Annotated in this window: 15 protein-coding genes and 1 pseudogene; 10 read left to right on the forward strand and 6 right to left on the reverse strand. The window is 63.2% G+C overall.

From position 1 onward, the window contains the following. Positions 1-43 precede the first annotated feature (43 nt). Positions 44-1,354 (forward strand): adenylate/guanylate cyclase domain-containing protein, encoded by a 1,311-nt coding sequence (locus JQ628_RS28855; RefSeq protein ID WP_212228298.1) that lies wholly within the window; start codon positions 44-46, stop codon positions 1,352-1,354. Between the two features lie 11 nt (positions 1,355-1,365). Beyond that, positions 1,366-2,280, forward strand: a complete 915-nt coding sequence (locus tag JQ628_RS28860) for a PhzF family phenazine biosynthesis protein (RefSeq protein WP_212228307.1) — start codon at positions 1,366-1,368, stop codon at positions 2,278-2,280. Between the two features lie 2 nt (positions 2,281-2,282). Here the strand turns inward: JQ628_RS28860 and JQ628_RS28865 are convergent, their stop codons facing one another. Continuing rightward, on the reverse strand, positions 2,283-2,744 hold the full coding sequence (locus JQ628_RS28865; RefSeq protein ID WP_212228309.1) for a DUF488 domain-containing protein: 462 nt from the start codon (positions 2,742-2,744) through the stop codon (positions 2,283-2,285). A 181-nt stretch (positions 2,745-2,925) separates the two neighbouring features. Here JQ628_RS28865 and JQ628_RS28870 point away from each other — a divergent pair, with 181 nt between their 5' ends. Next, on the forward strand, positions 2,926-3,876 hold the full coding sequence (locus JQ628_RS28870; protein WP_212228310.1) for a Bug family tripartite tricarboxylate transporter substrate binding protein: 951 nt from the start codon (positions 2,926-2,928) through the stop codon (positions 3,874-3,876). A 5-nt stretch (positions 3,877-3,881) separates the two neighbouring features. Here the strand turns inward: JQ628_RS28870 and JQ628_RS28875 are convergent, their stop codons facing one another. Continuing rightward, positions 3,882-4,706, reverse strand: coding sequence for a DUF72 domain-containing protein (locus JQ628_RS28875; protein ID WP_212228312.1), 825 nt, complete (start codon positions 4,704-4,706; stop codon positions 3,882-3,884). A 158-nt stretch (positions 4,707-4,864) separates the two neighbouring features. On the opposite strand from JQ628_RS28875, the gene JQ628_RS28880 reads away from it, so the two are divergent. Then, positions 4,865-5,059, forward strand: a complete 195-nt coding sequence (locus tag JQ628_RS28880; RefSeq protein WP_212228314.1) for a hypothetical protein — start codon at positions 4,865-4,867, stop codon at positions 5,057-5,059. Positions 5,060-5,271: 212 nt separating this feature from the next. On the opposite strand, the gene JQ628_RS34990 is transcribed toward JQ628_RS28880, so the two are convergent. Next, entirely contained in the window at positions 5,272-5,610 is a 339-nt protein-coding gene (locus tag JQ628_RS34990; RefSeq protein WP_433996173.1) for a phasin family protein, read from the reverse strand. Between the two features lie 489 nt (positions 5,611-6,099). Here JQ628_RS34990 and JQ628_RS28890 point away from each other — a divergent pair, with 489 nt between their 5' ends. The 4 genes from JQ628_RS28890 to lepB all read left to right on the forward strand — a co-directional run bounded on the left by JQ628_RS28890 (position 6,100) and on the right by lepB (position 11,929). Further along, positions 6,100-7,233, forward strand: a complete 1,134-nt coding sequence (locus tag JQ628_RS28890; protein WP_212228316.1) for a glycosyltransferase — start codon at positions 6,100-6,102, stop codon at positions 7,231-7,233. Positions 7,234-7,240: 7 nt separating this feature from the next. Further along, a complete protein-coding gene (locus tag JQ628_RS28895; protein ID WP_212228318.1) occupies positions 7,241-8,746 on the forward strand; it encodes a glycosyltransferase family 39 protein in 1,506 nt (501 codons plus the stop codon). A gap of 458 nt (positions 8,747-9,204) precedes the next feature. Then, the gene (locus JQ628_RS28900) at positions 9,205-10,302 is read left to right on the forward strand and encodes a DUF2778 domain-containing protein (RefSeq protein WP_212228320.1); all 1,098 of its coding nucleotides are present in this window, start codon (positions 9,205-9,207) and stop codon (positions 10,300-10,302) included. 874 nt (positions 10,303-11,176) lie between these two features. Then, on the forward strand, positions 11,177-11,929 hold the full coding sequence (gene lepB, locus JQ628_RS28905) for a signal peptidase I (RefSeq protein ID WP_212228322.1): 753 nt from the start codon (positions 11,177-11,179) through the stop codon (positions 11,927-11,929). Positions 11,930-11,953: 24 nt separating this feature from the next. Here lepB and JQ628_RS28910 read toward each other — a convergent pair whose 3' ends face one another. Next, a complete protein-coding gene (locus JQ628_RS28910) occupies positions 11,954-13,165 on the reverse strand; it encodes an MFS transporter (RefSeq protein WP_349628135.1) in 1,212 nt (403 codons plus the stop codon). Positions 13,166-13,322: 157 nt separating this feature from the next. Here JQ628_RS28910 and JQ628_RS34645 point away from each other — a divergent pair. Next, positions 13,323-13,632, forward strand: a pseudogene (locus JQ628_RS34645) (GIY-YIG nuclease family protein). 216 nt (positions 13,633-13,848) lie between these two features. Here the strand turns inward: JQ628_RS34645 and groL are convergent. Together groL and groES are read right to left on the reverse strand one after the other, a co-directional pair. After that, complete coding sequence (gene groL / locus JQ628_RS28915; RefSeq protein ID WP_212228326.1) at positions 13,849-15,489, reverse strand: chaperonin GroEL; 1,641 nt, start codon at positions 15,487-15,489, stop codon at positions 13,849-13,851. Between the two features lie 89 nt (positions 15,490-15,578). Continuing rightward, the gene (groES, locus tag JQ628_RS28920; RefSeq protein ID WP_212228328.1) at positions 15,579-15,893 is read right to left on the reverse strand and encodes a co-chaperone GroES; all 315 of its coding nucleotides are present in this window, start codon (positions 15,891-15,893) and stop codon (positions 15,579-15,581) included. A gap of 481 nt (positions 15,894-16,374) precedes the next feature. Here groES and JQ628_RS28925 point away from each other — a divergent pair, with 481 nt between their 5' ends. Beyond that, complete coding sequence (locus JQ628_RS28925; protein ID WP_212228330.1) at positions 16,375-16,662, forward strand: usg protein; 288 nt, start codon at positions 16,375-16,377, stop codon at positions 16,660-16,662. The last annotated feature ends 120 nt before the right edge of the window (positions 16,663-16,782 follow it).

The raw sequence follows: 16,782 nt of genomic DNA on the forward strand, positions 1-16,782 counted from the left end.
AGATGCGCCCGGTTCGTTCGGTGCAATTCGGATTTAGACGGAGATGGTTATTTTCGTGCCATGGGGAGGCAAGAAGCCGGCGGTGATACCCACCGACTTCGAGCACGCGCTGACGCAGGAAGTGCTGCGCACCGAGCTGATCCGCATCAAAGCGCTGATCGGGACGACGGTGCTGCTCTCGCTCGTCTCCGGAGGCATCTTTCTCTTCGCGCCCGACGCGGTGAGCCGGGTTTGGCACGGCAACCTCAATCCACTCTACCTTTACTTCTTCATCGTGCCGTTCATCCTGTTCGAGCTCTGGGTCCATGCTGTGATCAGCAGGCACCTCGAGGTCCATCACGACATACCGAAGTTTCGCCGCTATCTCAGCGCCCTTATCGAGACGTCGATGCCGACCGCAGCGCTGGCGCTGCAAATCAACAGCATGGGGTCGGAGGCGGCGCTCGGCTTCGTCGGGCCGTTCGTCTATTTCATCTTCATCATCCTTTCGACCCTGCGGCTGGATTTCTGGCTCTCGACATTCACCGGCTTCGTCGCGGCGACGCAGCTTTTTTGCATGGCGATGTTCTACCACCCGGCCGGAGCGCCCGCAGCGGAGCCCAACATCTATTATCACGGCGCGCGTAGCTTGATCCTGCTGGTTTGCGGCCTGCTCGCCGGCACGGTCGGCGCACTGCTGCGCCGGCAATTCGAATCGAGCATCAAGGCCGCTACCGCGCGCGATCGCATCACCAATCTGTTCGGCCAGCACGTCTCGCCCCAGGTGGTCGAGCGCCTGATGGCGGAGGGCACCACGGCGGAGAGCGACATCCGCCGCGTTGCGGTGATGTTCGTCGATTTTCGCAGCTTTACCTCGGGTGCGCGCGAGCGTTCGCCGCAGGAGGTAGTCGATCGCCTCGACGGCGCCTTTGCCGTGCTGGTCGAGATCCTCGACCGCCACGGCGGCATCGTGAACAAGTTTTTGGGTGACGGTTTTCTAGCGCTGTTTGGCGCCCCGCTGGCGGCGGACGACGCGGCGCAGCGCGCTGTCGCCGCAGCGCGCGAGATGCTCATCGCCAACGACAGGATTAACCAGGCAAGTTCCTGGCCGCTGCGGATCGGCATCGGCATCCATATCGGCGAGGTCGTCGCCGGCAGCATCGGCTCACCCCGGCGCAAGGAATACACCGTGATCGGCGACACCGTGAATTTTGCTGCGCGGATCGAGGCGCTCAACAAGGAGTTCAATTCGCAGTTCCTGATCTCGACCGACGTGCGCGAGGCACTCGGCGAGGAGGCGAACGACGCGGTCGCGCTCGGTGAGGTGCCGATCCGCGGATACGACCGCCCGATGGCGGTCTGGCAGTTGGGATAGGAGTGTCTGGAATGCAGCGGCGTTACATCACCGTCGACGTCTTCACCGACCGCGCCTTCGGCGGCAATCCGCTGGCCGTGGTGCTGGACGCCGGCGGGCTATCGACCGCGCAGATGCAGGCGATCGCTACAGAATTCAACTATTCCGAGACGACCTTCGTGCTGCCGCCGCAGGAGGCCGGCCACGACGCGCAGGTGCGCATCTTCACCGTGAACCGCGAAATTCCTTTTGCCGGCCATCCCAACGTCGGCACTGCGTTCGTGCTGGCGAGGCGGGCGGCAACACCTCCGGCGCGGCTGCTGTTCGAGGAGAAGGCGGGTCTGGTGCCGGTCGCTATTTTGAGCCAGCAGGGCAAGGTCGCCGGCGCTGAACTGACAGCGCCGCAGCCATTGAGCAAGCAGGCGCAAGTCAGCGAGGAGCAGGCCGCTTCATGCATTTCGCTGTTGGCGGCCGATGTGAAGACCGACCGTCATCCGCCGCTGGTTGCCTCCGTGGGCTTGCCCTTTCTGATGGTGGAAGTGGCTTCGCGCGAAGCCTTGCGGCGGGCGAAGCCGAGCGCCGAAGGGTTTGCGAATATCTTGCCCGGCATCGGCACTGACGCGGTCTATTTCTATACGCGCGATGTCCCGGCCGCTGAGCAGCCGCTCGATCTGCAAGCGCGGATGTTCCATCCCGGCTCCAGCGGATTGTCCGAAGATCCCGCCACCGGCAGCGCGACCGCCGCCGCGGCAGCGCTGCTCGCTGATCTCGATCCCGCGCGCGACGGCGAATTGAAATTGCGGATCGGGCAGGGCGTCGATATGGGCCGGCCGAGCCTGCTGCTGACGCGGGTCGTGAAGCAAGGCGGCTCGATCGCTTCCACGCATGTCGGCGGCAACTGCGTGATGATGATGGAAGGATCGTTGTCGCTGGCGGGAGAGCGGTGAGGCTACACCTGCCGCCCCGCCAGATTCTCTATCCTGACGCCGTCGCGCTCCTCGATGATCTCCGCAATCCATCGTCGATGACAGTGCGTATGGTCGCGTTCGTAGCAGAGGATGCAGACGGGCCCCGATTTTTTCACCAGCGCCGAGAGTTCATCGAGCTCTTCGCGGGCCTGCGGCGTCTTCAAATGCTTTGAATAGATCTTGTGCAGCAGATCGAACTTTCCGCTGCGCGCCGCCTCGCGGCCGTCCTTCGGCGTGCCCAATCCCCTCAGATGCAGATAGGAGATGCCGCGTTCGTCGAGGCCTGCGGCGAGCTGGTTCTTCGAAAAGCCGGGCCGGCGCGAGGCCGCCACTGCGCGCACGTCGACCAGCAGTTTGACGCCGGCCTGCTCGAGCTCATCGAGCACCGCCTTGGGCGGCGTCTGCTCATAGCCGATGGTGAAGAGTTTTGTCTTGCGCGCCATGTCGATCTTCCCGGCAGTTCCGATGCTCGCCCCGAGGCTATGCCAGCGGCCGACTGATTGCCATAACCGCCGAGGTGATGTGACGCGGAACGACATGCGTTGCCGCGGCAGGCGGCATATCGCATAGTTCGCCGAGGCCTGAAGCCGCATATGGGGGGATATGATGTTGGGCGTCCGACACTTGCTTGCATGGCTCGTCGCTTTTGCGGGCGGCATCGCGATGGCGCAGGCGCAGATCGCCTGGCCGGAGCGACCCGTTAAGATCATCGTGCCGATCGGCCCCGGCGGCAGCTACGACCTGGTCGGGCGGCAGGTCGCCGACGTGCTGTCGAAGCGCACCGGCCAGAGCTTCTTTGTCGAGAACAAGCCGGGCGCGGGCACCGTCGTGGGCACGCAGGCTGCCGCGCAGAGCGAGCCGGACGGCTATACGCTTGTGGTCGGCGGGCTCTCCAACATGGCGTTCAATTCGGCGCTTTACTCCAAGCTGGCTTACGATCCCCAGAGGGATTTTGTGCCGGTCGCGCTGGTCTACCGGTTCGGCTACATCATGGTCGCCCGCAAGGATCTGCCGCAGGCCAGGCTCGCCGACATCGTCGCGGCAGCCAGGGCCAATCCCGGCGCGATCAGCGTTGCGACGGCGGGCGTCGGCACCGGCCAGCATCTGGTCGCGGCGGCCTTCATGAAGGCCGCCGGCGTCAAGCTCCAGGAGGTGCCCTACAAGGGCTCGCCGCCTGCCTTCACCGATCTGCTTGCCGGCCGCATCGACCTGTTCTTCGACTCGATCGCGGCGGGGCTGCCCTACGTGCAGTCCGGACAGGCGCGCGGCATTGCCGTGCTCTCGTCCAGGCGCAGCGCGCAGGCGCTTGACGTGCCGACCATGTCGGAGGCGGGCGTGAGCGGCCTTGATGTGGACTCCTGGCTCGGCATCTTCGCGCCCGCCAGGACGCCGCCGGAGATCATCGCCAGGCTGCGCAGCGATATCCGCGCCGTGCTGCCCGATCTCAAGGAGCGGTTCGAGAAGAGCGGCGGGGAGGTGTTTGATGTGCCGAACGACAAGATCGATGCGTTCGTGAAGTCTGAATACGAGACCTGGACCAAGCTTATTCGCGAAGCCGGCATCAAGCTCGATTAGCGCGTTTACTTCACCCTTTCGATCAGCTCCATCGCGCCGTGAGGCGCGCGGACCTTGCCCTCGTGAATGACGTAGGCGAACACATCACGCGGCATCTTCTTCGGTTTCGCGTCATCGACGCGCGGCAGATCATCCGGCTCGCCGCCCGCGGCCCAGTCCTGGAATCGCTTGGCCCAGGCATCGAGCTGTTTCGGCGGATAGCAGGTCTTGATCTCGTCATTGCCCTTCTGTAGCCGCGCGTAGACAAAGTCGCTGACGACATCGGCGATCGCGGGATATTTGCCGTGCTCGGCGAACACCACCGGCGTCTCGAACTGGCGCAGCAGCGCGACGAATTCCGGGACGCAAAAACTGTCGTGCCGGACTTCCACCACATGCCGCAATGCGCGGCCGTCGAGTTTGCGCGGCAATAGCTCCAGGAATTTTCCGAAATCGGCGCCGTCGAATTTCTTGGTCGGCGCGAACTGCCAGAGCACCGGCCCGAGCCGGTCGCCGAGTTCCAGCACGCCGGAATCGTAGAACCGCTTCACGGAATCGCCGGCCTCCGCCAGCACGCGGCGATTGGTGGCAAAGCGCGGCCCCTTCAGAGAGAAGATGAATCCGTCCGGCACCTCGCGCGCCCATTTGCGAAAGCTCTCCGGCTTCTGCGAGCCGTAATAGGTGCCGTTGATCTCGATCGAGGTCAGCTTGGAGGCGGCGTAGGACAGCTCCTTCGCCTGCGCCAGCTTCTCCGGATAGAACACCCCGCGCCACGGCTCAAAAGTCCAGCCGCCGATGCCGATATAGATGTTGCCGGCGTTCTTTGCCGATGCCTTCGGGGATTTGGTCACGGTGGGGCTTTCAGGGGATGGGTGAGGGCTTGGCAATAAACCTAATCAAATCGCGCAGAATTGGCCAGTTGACGGCTACTGCCAAACCTTCGGACCTATTCCCGCGTCATGATCTTCCATGGTATCAATCGGGCATAAGGCAAGGGGATTGCTGCGGTATGGATTCTCAGTCGGTTGCGGGCATTTTGGGCGGCATTGTTGCCGCCATCGTTCTGGTGATCGCGTTTGCCTACGGACCGATGGGGCCGATGGGCAAGTCGAAGCCGGCGGCGGCGCCCGCGGCCCAGACGGCACCCGCCGCGCCGGCGACGCCCGGCCAGCGCGGACCGGTAATCCGGGAAGTCCCGAATTAGCCCGCCGGGCGGGGGGCTTTTGTCGGCGGGCAGACCTTGCGGAACGCCAAAGCATACCTATCTAGCCTCCAACGGCGACGTCGAGCTTGTAAGTAGTTCCGGCGCCGGGACGACCACGAAATAGCGGCTGCGCCGGATGTACGCGCGCCCCTCGTTCGTGGTCGTTGGCATTTTTGGCCCCGTTTTGGGACGGCGAGCCCTTCGGACCCACCCTATCGATCGCGTCTCCTCTCGAATGGCAGCATCGGCAGCCGCATCGACTGCTTGAAAAATTCGCCGTAGAGGTCGCGGATCTTCCGCGAGTCCGCGGCGAAGGTCTCGTAAGCCTGCTTTGCGAATTCGGTCTGCACCTCCATCGCCTTGTCGAGCGAGCGCACGCTGGAGAGCTTCTCGACGTAGGACTGGGCATCCTCGAGGGATTTCCTTGTGTAGTCGCGGTAGGCGGAGGCGATCGTCTGTAGGCCGACCGGAGTGGTCGTTTCCGTCTTCGCTGCGGCCGGAGGTGTCTCCGGTGCGGCAGCTTCGGCAAGGCGGGGCGCCTTCGCTACCAGGGGCGCCTCCGCTACCCGGGGCACTTCCGCAACGGGGCGCGATTCCACCACAGGCGGTGCTTCTACCACGGGCGGCTCGGCCGGGGCGGCCTCCGCGGTTGCAGCGATGCCGGCCGGTGCGGTATCGGCCGATGCAACGACAGCGTCGACGAATTCCCGCGCGGCCTGCTGATCGGGCATTGCCTTCGCCTGATCTGATTTCTTGCTCTTCTTTTGCTTCTTCTTGCCGGATTTTTCGCCGGTTTTTTCCTTCTCTGAATTCGACATGTCCCCAAGCTCCACTGCTGCCAAATCAAGGCAAAGTCGGACACTCCGCGATGTTTGCGCTGGAATCGCGGTTTCGGATTGTTGGTTGCACGGCGCTGCTGTGGTGACATTTGGAAGGTGCAACCCTGACGGGCCGATCCGGTCGTTTTTCGCCTGTTTTCCCTGTATTCCCCGGGGAACTGCGCCTTGGCATCCCCGGGGCGTGCCGCTATACGCTTGCGCATGAACGAAGCGATCAAACCGGGCCCCGAAACCCCGTCGCAGGCCATTGGTTTGCCTCACCTTTCGGTCGTCGTCCCGACCTTCAACGAGCGCGATAACGTCACCAAGCTATACCAGCGGCTTGTGACGACATTCGGCGCCACGCCGTTCGAAGTCGTGTTCGTCGACGACAATTCCCCCGATGCTACCTGGGAGGTGGTTCGCGAGCTCGCGCAGCGCGATCCCCGCGTCCGCTGCATCCGTCGCATCGGCCGGCGCGGCCTGTCCGGCGCCTGCATCGAGGGCATCCTGGCCTCCAGCGCGCCCTATGCCGCCGTGATCGACGCCGACCTGCAACATGACGAGACGCAGTTGCCGAAAATGCTCTCGCTGCTCGAGAGCGGGCAGGCGGAGCTGGTGGTCGGCAGCCGCTACATCGAAGGCGGCAGTGCCGACAGCTTCAACAAGCAGCGTGCCGGTGCCAGCGCGCTCGCCACGGAGGTCGCCAAGCGCACGCTCGGCGTCAAGATCGCCGATCCCATGAGCGGCTTCTTCATGATCCGCCGCGACCGGTTCGAGCAACTGGCGCCGCAGCTTTCCACGCAGGGCTTCAAGATCCTGCTCGATATCATCGCGACCGCCCGTGGCGAATTGCGGACGGTGGAAGTGCCCTACACCTTCGGCTCGCGGCTGCACGGCGAGAGCAAGCTCGACTCCATGGTCGCGCTGGACTTCCTGGGCCTCGTGCTGGCCAAGCTCACGCATGACGTGATCTCGCTGCGCTTCATCCTGTTCGGCATGGTCGGCACCACCGGCCTGGTCGTTCATCTGACCACCCTGTACATCGCGCATGAAATCCTCAACGTGCCGTTCGCCGAGGCGCAAGGGCTCGGGGCGTTCGTCGCGATGACAAGCAATTTCATCCTCAACAATTTTCTCACCTATCGCGACCAGCGCCTGAAGGGCTTTGCCATCCTGCGCGGCCTCATTCTGTTTTATCTTGTCTGTAGCGTCGGCCTGTTCGCCAATGTCGGCGTTGCGTTTTCGGTCTACGATCAGGAACCGATCTGGTGGCTGGCGGGCCTTGCCGGCGCGCTGATGGGCGTGGTGTGGAACTACGCGATGTCCGGACTGTTCGTCTGGCGCAAGCGATGAAGGCAAGATGAACCAGAGCGACGCGCGGCTCGTCCTCAATACGGTTCTGGTCGTCGTCGCGCTGGTCGTGCTGCGGCTGGTGGCCGCCGCCTGGACGCCGCTCACCTTCGACGAAGCCTATTACTGGATGTGGTCGAAGCATCTGGCGGGCGGCTATTACGACCACCCGCCGATGGTCGCCTATGTGATCCGCGCCGGCACCATCATTGCGGGCGATACCGAACTCGGCGTGCGGCTGGTTTCGATCCTGCTGGCGCTGCCGATGAGCTTTGCGGTGTACCAGGCCGCCGGCATCCTGTTCGGCGGCCGGCGCGTGGCGGCGACCGCGGCCATTTTGCTCAACGTCACGCTGATGGCGGCGGTGGGTCTCCTGATCGTGACGCCGGACGCGCCCCTGCTGGTTGCCTCGAGTTTTGTATTGTTCTTCCTTGCCAAGGTGCTGGAGACCGGGCGCGGCCTCTGGTGGCTCGCCGTCGGCGTTGCGGTCGGCGTGGCGCTGCTGTCGAAATACACCGCGCTGTTCTTTGGTCCGGCGATCCTGATCTGGCTGATTGCGGTGCCGAGACTGCGGCGCTGGCTGATCTCGCCGTGGCCCTATCTGGGTGGTGTGATCGCATTTGCGATCTTCTCGCCGGTGATCCTGTGGAACGCCGAGCACAACTGGGTCTCCTTCATCAAGCAGATGGGCCGCGCGCGCATCGAGGATTTCAAGCCCGCCTTCATCGCCGAGCTGGTGCCGACCCAGGTCGCCTTTGCAACGCCGCTCGTCTTCATCCTCGGCGCGATGGGGCTGCACGCGATGATGTGGCGGAATGCCGGCGCTCACGCGGCGCGCACGCTGGTCAACGCGATGTTCTGGACCATCGTCGCCTATTTCGTCTGGCACTCGCTGCACGCGCGCGTCGAGGCCAACTGGTTCGCGCCGGTCTATCCGGCCTTCGCAGTCGCCGCCGCCTTCGCCGGTCACCTCACGAAGTGGGACGTCAGACAAAAGCGCCTCGCCGATTTCTGCCTGCGCTGGGCCGCGCCGTCGGGCATCCTGCTGTTTGCGTTTCTGATCGTGCAGGCCAACACTGGCTGGTTCACTGGCTATCGGCGCGACGCCACCGTGCGCAGCGTCGGCATCGGCTGGCAGCAGGCTGCGCGCGAGATCGAGGCGGTGCGCGTGCGTACCGGCGCTGGCTGCGTGCTCGCGCCGGATTACGGCACCACGGGCTGGCTCGCCTTCTATCTGCCGAAAGGCACGTGCGTCGCGCAGCAGGCGCAGCGCATTCGCTGGACCAACATGCCCGAGCCCGATGCAAAATTGCTTGCCGGCAAGCTGCTCTATGTCGATGACAGCGCACCGACCGGCCGCCCGTTCCTGAAGGATTTTTTTGCAAGGGTCGAGAACGTCGGCGAAGTGAAGCGCATGCGCGGACCGCTGGTCGTCGAAACCTACTGGCTGTTCCTCTTGCAGGATCCAAAGGGCGAAGCGCTCGATCGTTCGCCGCCGCCGGAGTTGATACGATAGGGAAGGATCCGACCACAGCGCGTCTCCACAACGACTCGTCATGCCCCGCGAAGGCGGGGCATCCAGTACGCCGCGGCTTCTCGATTCAATCACTGCCGCCTCTGGGATACTGGGTCACCCGCCTTCGCGGGTGACGACGGCCGTGAAAACACCAGCACTTGATGTCGGACCTCGAACGCGTTCGATCCGATTAAGGATTGAAGCAGCAAGAAGGCGACACGGGACGTTCTGCGAACACGCGCTGCGAGTCCCGTTTTGCAACAGTTGCCCGGGCAATTACGGGGGTGATTTCGAGGACAAATCGCGCCAATTCGCCTTGCCTTACAACGGCCTGCGTTTAATCCGCTTTTTACTAAAAGTCGCCTTAATGACGCTCCGCGCCTCTGCGAAAGGCCGCGCCGGGAAGTTTCGGCGCTGCCTTGAAGAGGAAAAGTGGAACTGTTCTGGACGCGAGTGGAATGAGTACGAGTACCGGCGGCGTCGCGGCGCAGAAGCGTCGAAATTCCCGGAAAGCCAAGTCCCCAAATCTTAGAGGCCACGCAGCTATTGCGTGCCTTGTGATGGGCTGCGGCTATACGGTGTATTCCAACATATTGGGCGCGAGCGTCTATCCGTCCGTGAACAGCGCGGCCTATGAGGCGCCGGTTGTGAAGCCGACGTCGAGTTCTATCGCGCGCAGCATTCCGGCCTCGACGCTGATCGACAACGTGTTCGCCGAATATCCGGATGCGGCCAGCGCGATCGAGCGGCCGGTCTCGGTTGCCGCGACAAGTTCGATTATGTTTAACGAACGGTTTGCGGCCTACGCCGCGCAGAGCGAGGCTTCGCGCGTCGCCGAGACGACACAGGTTGCCGAAGTCGCGCCGCAGCCCGAGCTGCCGAAACTCGCCGAGCCCCCGAAGACGAAATCTTCCGCTTCCGCATCCGTGCAGGTCGCGCTCGCCACGCCCACACAGCCTTCGCAGTCCAGGTTCGCAAAGGCCCGCGACATGGCGCAGCGCGCCAAGGCGGCGGTGATGGGAGTTGCCGGCGACAAGCCCGACATGGTCGAAAAGCTCTGGGGCAAGTCGCCGTCGTCGGGATCGCTGCTGGCGTTTGCTTCCGCCGATGTCAGCGCCACCGGCAGCGTCCTGAAGGAGCAGAATCCGATGCTCGGCGGCTCGCCGCCCTATGACAAGGACACGGCGGTCTACGACATCTCGGCCAAGAAGGTTTACCTGCCCGACGGCACCCAGCTCGAGGCGCATTCCGGCCTCGGCTCCAAGATGGACGACGTCCGTTTTTCGCATGTGCGGATGCAGGGCGTGACGCCGCCGCACATCTACACGCTCAAGCCGCGCGAGGCGCTGTTCCACGGCGTGCCCGCGCTGCGCCTGACGCCGATCGGCGGCGAGGACAAGATCTTTGGCCGCGACGGTTTGCTGGCGCACACCTACATGCTCGGCGGCACGGGACAGTCGAACGGCTGTGTTTCGTTCAAGGATTATTACGCGTTCCTCGATGCCTACCGGAACAAGGGCATTCGCAAGCTGGCGGTGCTGGCGCGGGTGAATTGAGCGAGGGCGGGGCGGCGATGTGCTCGTACATGAGTATAGCGCCCGACATTCGCCCAACCACTCGCCGTCATGCCCCGCGAAGGCGGGGCATCCAGTACGCCGCGGACCATCGGTTTAATCACTGCGGCCTCTGGAATACTGGATCGTCCGCCTTCGCGGACGATGACGAGTGAATATGTGGCGGCGTTCTCGCGACGCAATTTGCATCCGAGCTTTGCAAGTTCGTTGCTCCCCTCCGAAGAGAGGGCGCAGGGAATGCCGGGTGCGCGCTGCACCCGCGGTCTCGTGTGCCTGATGCGCAAGCACAAAAAGCTGCACACGAGCATACAGGTGAGCGGAGAACACTCCGACATCCCCTGCGCAATGGTGTTACGGCTTACTTCGTGATCTTCCCGGTGGGGCGAGCTCGTTGTCACCGTCATCGGCAGCTCACGCAAGAGCCAGCCGACTTGACGCCAGCATCGCGGCGTCAGAACCACACGACTTGACCGTACGCAGCCCGGCTTCGCCAAGAGGCTTCGCCGGGCACGGCCCGTGCGGTCCTCTCTTGAAGCACAACGCCACTCGCCTGTGGCGCCGCCGCGTCCATCGCATCCCGCGCCCAACGTGTCGTGACGGTGGCGATACGCCCCTCATGTGGGTGCGAGACGGTTGGGTTATACTTCTGATTTTCAGAATTGTAAAGCGATATTTTTGCACGGCGATCTGGACGACCCAAATCAGCTTGAGATTGCTCAGGAAAATAAATTTCACGCGCAACGGATTTGAAGGTTTTTTGTCGCGAAGCCACGCATTCTCGCGCGGACATCGTTCAATTCGAGATTGCGCCTGGCGTTGTCATCGCTAATTTGGCCGCGACCGTTACGGAGGCCCGATGACGATAGCCCAGGAGATAAAACGCGAATCGCCGTGGGCGATCGCTGCGCTTGTCGTCATGAGCTTCGTGCTGATGGCTCTGGTGCTGGCGTCGCCGGTTCTGATCCGCGGCTTCCTGTTTCAGCCGTTCAGCGTTCCGGCCGGATCGATGAAGCCCACGCTGCTGGTCGGCGATTATTTCTTCGTCTCAAAATACGCCTATGGCTACAGCCGCTTTACGTGGCCGCTCTCGGCACAGCCGTTTGCGGGACGCATTTGGGGCGGCGAGCCGGCGCGCGGCGATGTCGTCACGTTCTATTTGCCGAAGGACAATGCGACTGCCTACGTCAAGCGGGTGGTCGGGCTGCCCGGCGACCGCATTCAGATGAAGCAGGGGCTGCTCTACATCAACGACGTTCCGGTCGTCCGCGAGCGCCTCGCTGACTTTATGGGGGAAGACCCGTGCGGCGGCCCGAGTACACGCGGGACGAAGCGATGGCGTGAAACGCTCCCCAACGGGGTCAGCTATGAGACGCTCGACTGTGTCGACAATGGATTTTACGACAACACCAACGTCTATACGGTGCCGGCCGGCCATTTCTTCATGCTCGGCGACAACAGGGACAATTCCGCCGACAGCCGCGTGCGTACGGCAATGGGTACCATTCCCCTGGAGAACATGATCGGTCGCGTCGGGATGATCTACTTTTCTATCGGCCGCGCGGCCGACTCGGGCCCGCGCATGGCGCGCATCGGCACGTTCGTTCGCTGACTGTGTGTCACCAGGGCGGCCGGCTCAGCTTCTGGCGCGGCGATGCAGGATGAGCAAAAGGCCGAGCAGCACGGCGGCTGACAGGCCAAGCGACCAGTGAATACCGATCGCTGCGCCGATCAGGCCGACGGTGATGCCGCTGAAGGCGCGCATGCCAAGGCCGGCCATGTTGAAGAGGCCGACGACCCGGCCGCGGATGTCGGTTGGGGCGTTGAGCTGCACCAGCGCCTGCGCCATCGTGTTGAACGACAGCTCGAAGAAGCCCGCGGCGAACAGCAGCACGATCGCGAAGGCGTAGATGTTCACCGCGGCGAAGGCCAGCAAGGACAGGCTCCATAGCATCGCGAGCAGGATGGCAGTCCGGGGCGTCGCCTTCATGCGTCCCCACGCTTCCAGCGCAATGCCGGCGAGCAGTGCGCCGGCGGCATCGGCCGCCAGCAGCGTGCTGTAGGACACTCCGGGATCGCCATGGCCGAGATCGCCGGCATAGCCCGGCATCTGCGCGTGATAGGCATTGCCGATCATGAAGGAGGTCAGGCCGGCGAGCAGCGTCATCGAGGTGAGGACGCGGTGGGTGGCGATGTCGCGGATGGTCTGGATGATGTCGGCGAGGCCGCGCATCGGGATGCGCCTTGGCGCGGCATCCTTGGCGCGCGCAGGCGCCCAGAACAGCCACAGCAGCATCGGCAGGTAAAACAGCGTGTTGAGAACGATGCCGTGCGGCGGGCCGAACGCGAGCATGATGGCGCCGCCGACGGCCGGGCCGACGAGGATGCCGAGGTAGCGCGCCATTGCATTGAGCCGCACCGCGCTCGGCAGGTCGGCCGGAGCGACGATGTCGTAGAGCAATAGCTGGTTCGGCGTTTGCCAGAGCACGCCGGCGCAGCCGTGGATCACCAGCAGCAGCATCGCGTGCCACATCTCGATCGTGCCTGTTATGAAGAAATAGCCCCAGCCTGCCGATGCGACGATGAACAGCAGCATCCCGCACTGGATGATGCGCCGCGGATCGAACCGGTCGGCCAGCGCGCCGACCGCGACCGAGAAGAACAGGAACGGCAGCCAGTGGGACAGTACGGCAAAACCGGCCAGCGCCGGCGAATGGAATTTCTGGAACACCACCCAGTAGCTGATCACGTGCTCGATATTGTCGGCCATCATCGCGAACACGTAGGAAATGAACTGCGCGCGATAGGGCCGCGACTGCATGGCGGCGAAGGAGGAGGGGGCGGCGATGGGGGGAGGAGATGGGCGAGAGTTCAAAAGAGCACCTGACTGAACGCGCGATGTTGCCGACGCGTTTATGGTAGGCTGAGGCCCATCTTTTTTGTCATTCCGGCGCGAGATTTGTCCGCCGTAGCTCGAAGAGCGAAGGCGGGAGCGCGAGCCCGGAATCCATAACCACGACTGCTCAAGGGCGTACTACGTCTATCTCCTTGCGAGCAAGAAGCACGGCACGCTGTATCTCGGTGTGACGAACGACATCGTGCGACGGGTGTATGGAGCATCGGACGAAAGCCGTCCCGGGGTTCGCTTCGCGATACGGCGTCGACAAGCTGGTGTGGTTCGAGATTTACGAGGATGCCGCATCCGCAATCGCACGGGAGAAAGAGCTTAAGAAGTGGCGGCGCGATTGGAAGATACGGCTGATCGAGGAGCGGAATCCCGGGTGGGAGGATTTGTATCCCGGGATTGCCAGCTAGGTGTCATTCCGGGGCGTGCGAAGCACGAGCCCGGAATCCATAACCACGACTGCTTGTGGAGTCTTCGGAAGGCTGACGTTCGGGGTTATGGATTCCGGGCTCGCGCCAAGAGGCGCGCCCCGGAATGACGAGGGGAGAGAGTTCGGTTCAAACAAAAACCCCGGCATCGCTGCCGGGGTTTTGCATTCGTGGATCGCTCGAGCGATTGGACTTCGATCAGAAATCCATGCCGCCCATGCCGCCGCCCGGGGGCATGCCGCCGGCCGGAGCGTTCTTCTTCGGCAGTTCGGCGACCATGGCTTCGGTGGTGATCAGGAGAGCCGCAACCGAAGCTGCGTTCTGGATCGCGGTGCGCACGACCTTGGTCGGGTCGATGATGCCCTTGGTGACCAGGTTGACGTATTCGCCGGTCTGGGAATCGAAGCCGTAGGCATACTGCTCCTTCTCGAGGATCTTGCCGACGATGACGGAGCCGTCCTCGCCCGCGTTGATCGCGATCTGGCGGGCCGGAGCGGAGAGCGCCTTGCGCACGATCTCGACGCCGGTCTTCTGGTCGTCGTTCTTGGTGCGGATGCCCTTGAGCTGCTCGGAAGCACGGAGCAGGGCGACGCCGCCGCCCGGAACGATGCCTTCCTCGACAGCCGCGCGAGTCGCATGCATCGCGTCATCAACGCGATCCTTGCGCTCCTTCACCTCGACTTCGGTCGCGCCGCCGACGCGGATCACCGCGACGCCGCCGGCGAGCTTGGCCAGACGCTCCTGGAGCTTCTCGCGGTCGTAGTCCGAGGTGGTTTCCTCGATCTGCGCCTTGATCTGCGCGACGCGGGCCTCGATGTCGGCCTTCTTGCCGGCGCCGTTGACGATGGTGGTGTTCTCCTTGTCGATCATCACCTTCTTGGCACGGCCCAGCATGTTGAGCGTGACGTTCTCGAGCTTGATGCCGAGGTCTTCCGAGATCGCCTGGCCGCCGGTCAGGATCGCGATGTCCTGGAGCATGGCCTTGCGGCGATCGCCGAAGCCCGGCGCCTTGACGGCGGCGACCTTGAGGCCACCACGCAGACGGTTCACGACCAGCGTGGCCAGAGCCTCGCCTTCGACGTCTTCAGCGACGATGACGAGCGGCTTGCCGGTCTGCACCACGGCTTCGAGCAGCGGGAGCAGCTCGTTCAGCGAGGAGAGCTTCTTCTCGTTGATCAGGATGTAGGCGTCGTCCATCTCAACGCGCATCTTGTCGGCGTTGGTGACGAAGTAGGGCGAGATGTAGCCGCGGTCGAACTGCATGCCCTCGACGACGTCGAGTTCGGTCTCCAGCGACTTGGCTTCCTCGACGGTGATGACACCCTCGTTGCCGACCTTCTTCATGGCGTCGGCGAGGAACTTGCCGATCTCGGCATCGCCGTTGGCGGAGATGGTGCCGACCTGGGCGATCTCCTCGTTCGAGGTGACCTTCTTGGAGTTCTTCTGGAGGTCGGCGACCACGGCGTCGACGGCCAGGTCGATGCCGCGCTTCAGGTCCATCGGGTTCATGCCGGCGGCAACCGATTTTGCGCCTTCGCGAACGATCGCGGCGGCGAGCACGGTCGCGGTGGTGGTGCCGTCGCCGGCCGCATCAGCGGACTTGGAGGCGACTTCGCGCACCATCTGGGCGCCCATGTTCTCGAACTTGTCGTCGAGCTCGATCTCCTTGGCGACGGTGACGCCGTCCTTGGTGATGCGGGGAGCGCCGAACGACTTGTCGAGCACGACGTTGCGGCCCTTGGGGCCGAGCGTCACCTTGACGGCGTTGGCGAGGATGTCGACGCCGCGCAGCATGCGGTCGCGGGCGTCGACGCCGAATTTGACTTCTTTGGCTGACATTTCTGGTTTCCCTGAGTTGAACTTTTATCTCTCACCCGGCGGGGAGGCGCCTCGCAGGCGCTCCTCAGGGTGAGCGGTGCGGCGGTTGGTTAGGCGGCCTTCTTCTTGGTCGCGGGGACGTCGAGGACGCCCATGATGTCGCTTTCCTTCATGATCAGGAGATCCTGACCGTCGATCTTGACCTCGGTGCCGGACCACTTGCCGAACAGCACGACATCACCGACCTTGACGTCGATCGGGATCAGCTTGCCGGCCTCGTCGCGGCCGCCCGGGCCGACGGCGATGACCTCGCCCTGGGAGGGCTTTTCCTTGGCAGTGTCGGGAATGATAATGCCGCCAGCGGTCTTCTCTTCGGCGTCGATGCGCTTGACCACGACGCGGTCGTGAAGCGGACGGAATTTCATGCAGTCCTCCTAAACTTATGAAGATGTTGTCGATTTCTGGAGTGTTAGCAGTCTGAGCCAACGAGTGCCAGCTCAGCCCCGGGGTGGAAATAATCCAACATTTTTCGGTGGGCAAGGGCTTCTAGCAGAAAAATTGGCACTCGGAAGAGGCGCCTGCCAAGTTTCGTTAAGTATAATTAATCGGCCCTCCCAAGGGGCCTTCGCCGATTGGGCATGATCTCCGCGCCGACGCTTCGCGTTTGTCGCAGCGAAAACCGGTTCCCACTTTGCGCTAACGCGGCCCTGCGGGTCCGGATCGTGCACCCCGTATTAGCACCTGCGGTAAGCTGCTGCTAATGCGTCAACTTTCAACAGTTCGTTAAACATTTAGCCTTGTGATGAGTTGGTATCGTGCGTCACATTTCTCTCATGTGAGCGCATCTCCGCCGGGGTGGCTCGGCAAGCCACCACGTGAAAATGCGCTCCTTCAATGGAGGTTGGCATGGTGTCACGGGTTGGGGTTGTTTCCGACGACTTTCGGAAGCAGGTGCTGGGTTACGGGCTGACGACGGCGCAGATCCTTTATCGGATGCCGGATCACCCCTCGCTGCTACAGACCTACATCTGGCAGAATTACGATCTGTTTCCAAAATTTCCGGCGTTGCAGGATTTTCTCGCCTTCTGGCAGGAAAAGCTGGAGGGACCGCTGTTTTCGGTGACCGTGGCGCATTCCAGGCTGATCAAGCCGGCCGAGCTGCGTGCCGTCGACGGCGTGTTCAGGTTGCATTGAGAAGGAAGGCCGAAGATCCGTAGGATGGGTAGAGCCAACGGGTCGCGCGAATGCGCGCCCGATGACAGGCTCCGCGAAACCCATCATGCGGGGCTTGGTAGCGCGAAGTTGGCGGGTTTC

Origin of the sequence: Bradyrhizobium lablabi (assembly GCF_018129385.1) — a bacterium.
GTDB classification, from domain to species: domain Bacteria; phylum Pseudomonadota; class Alphaproteobacteria; order Rhizobiales; family Xanthobacteraceae; genus Bradyrhizobium; species Bradyrhizobium lablabi_C.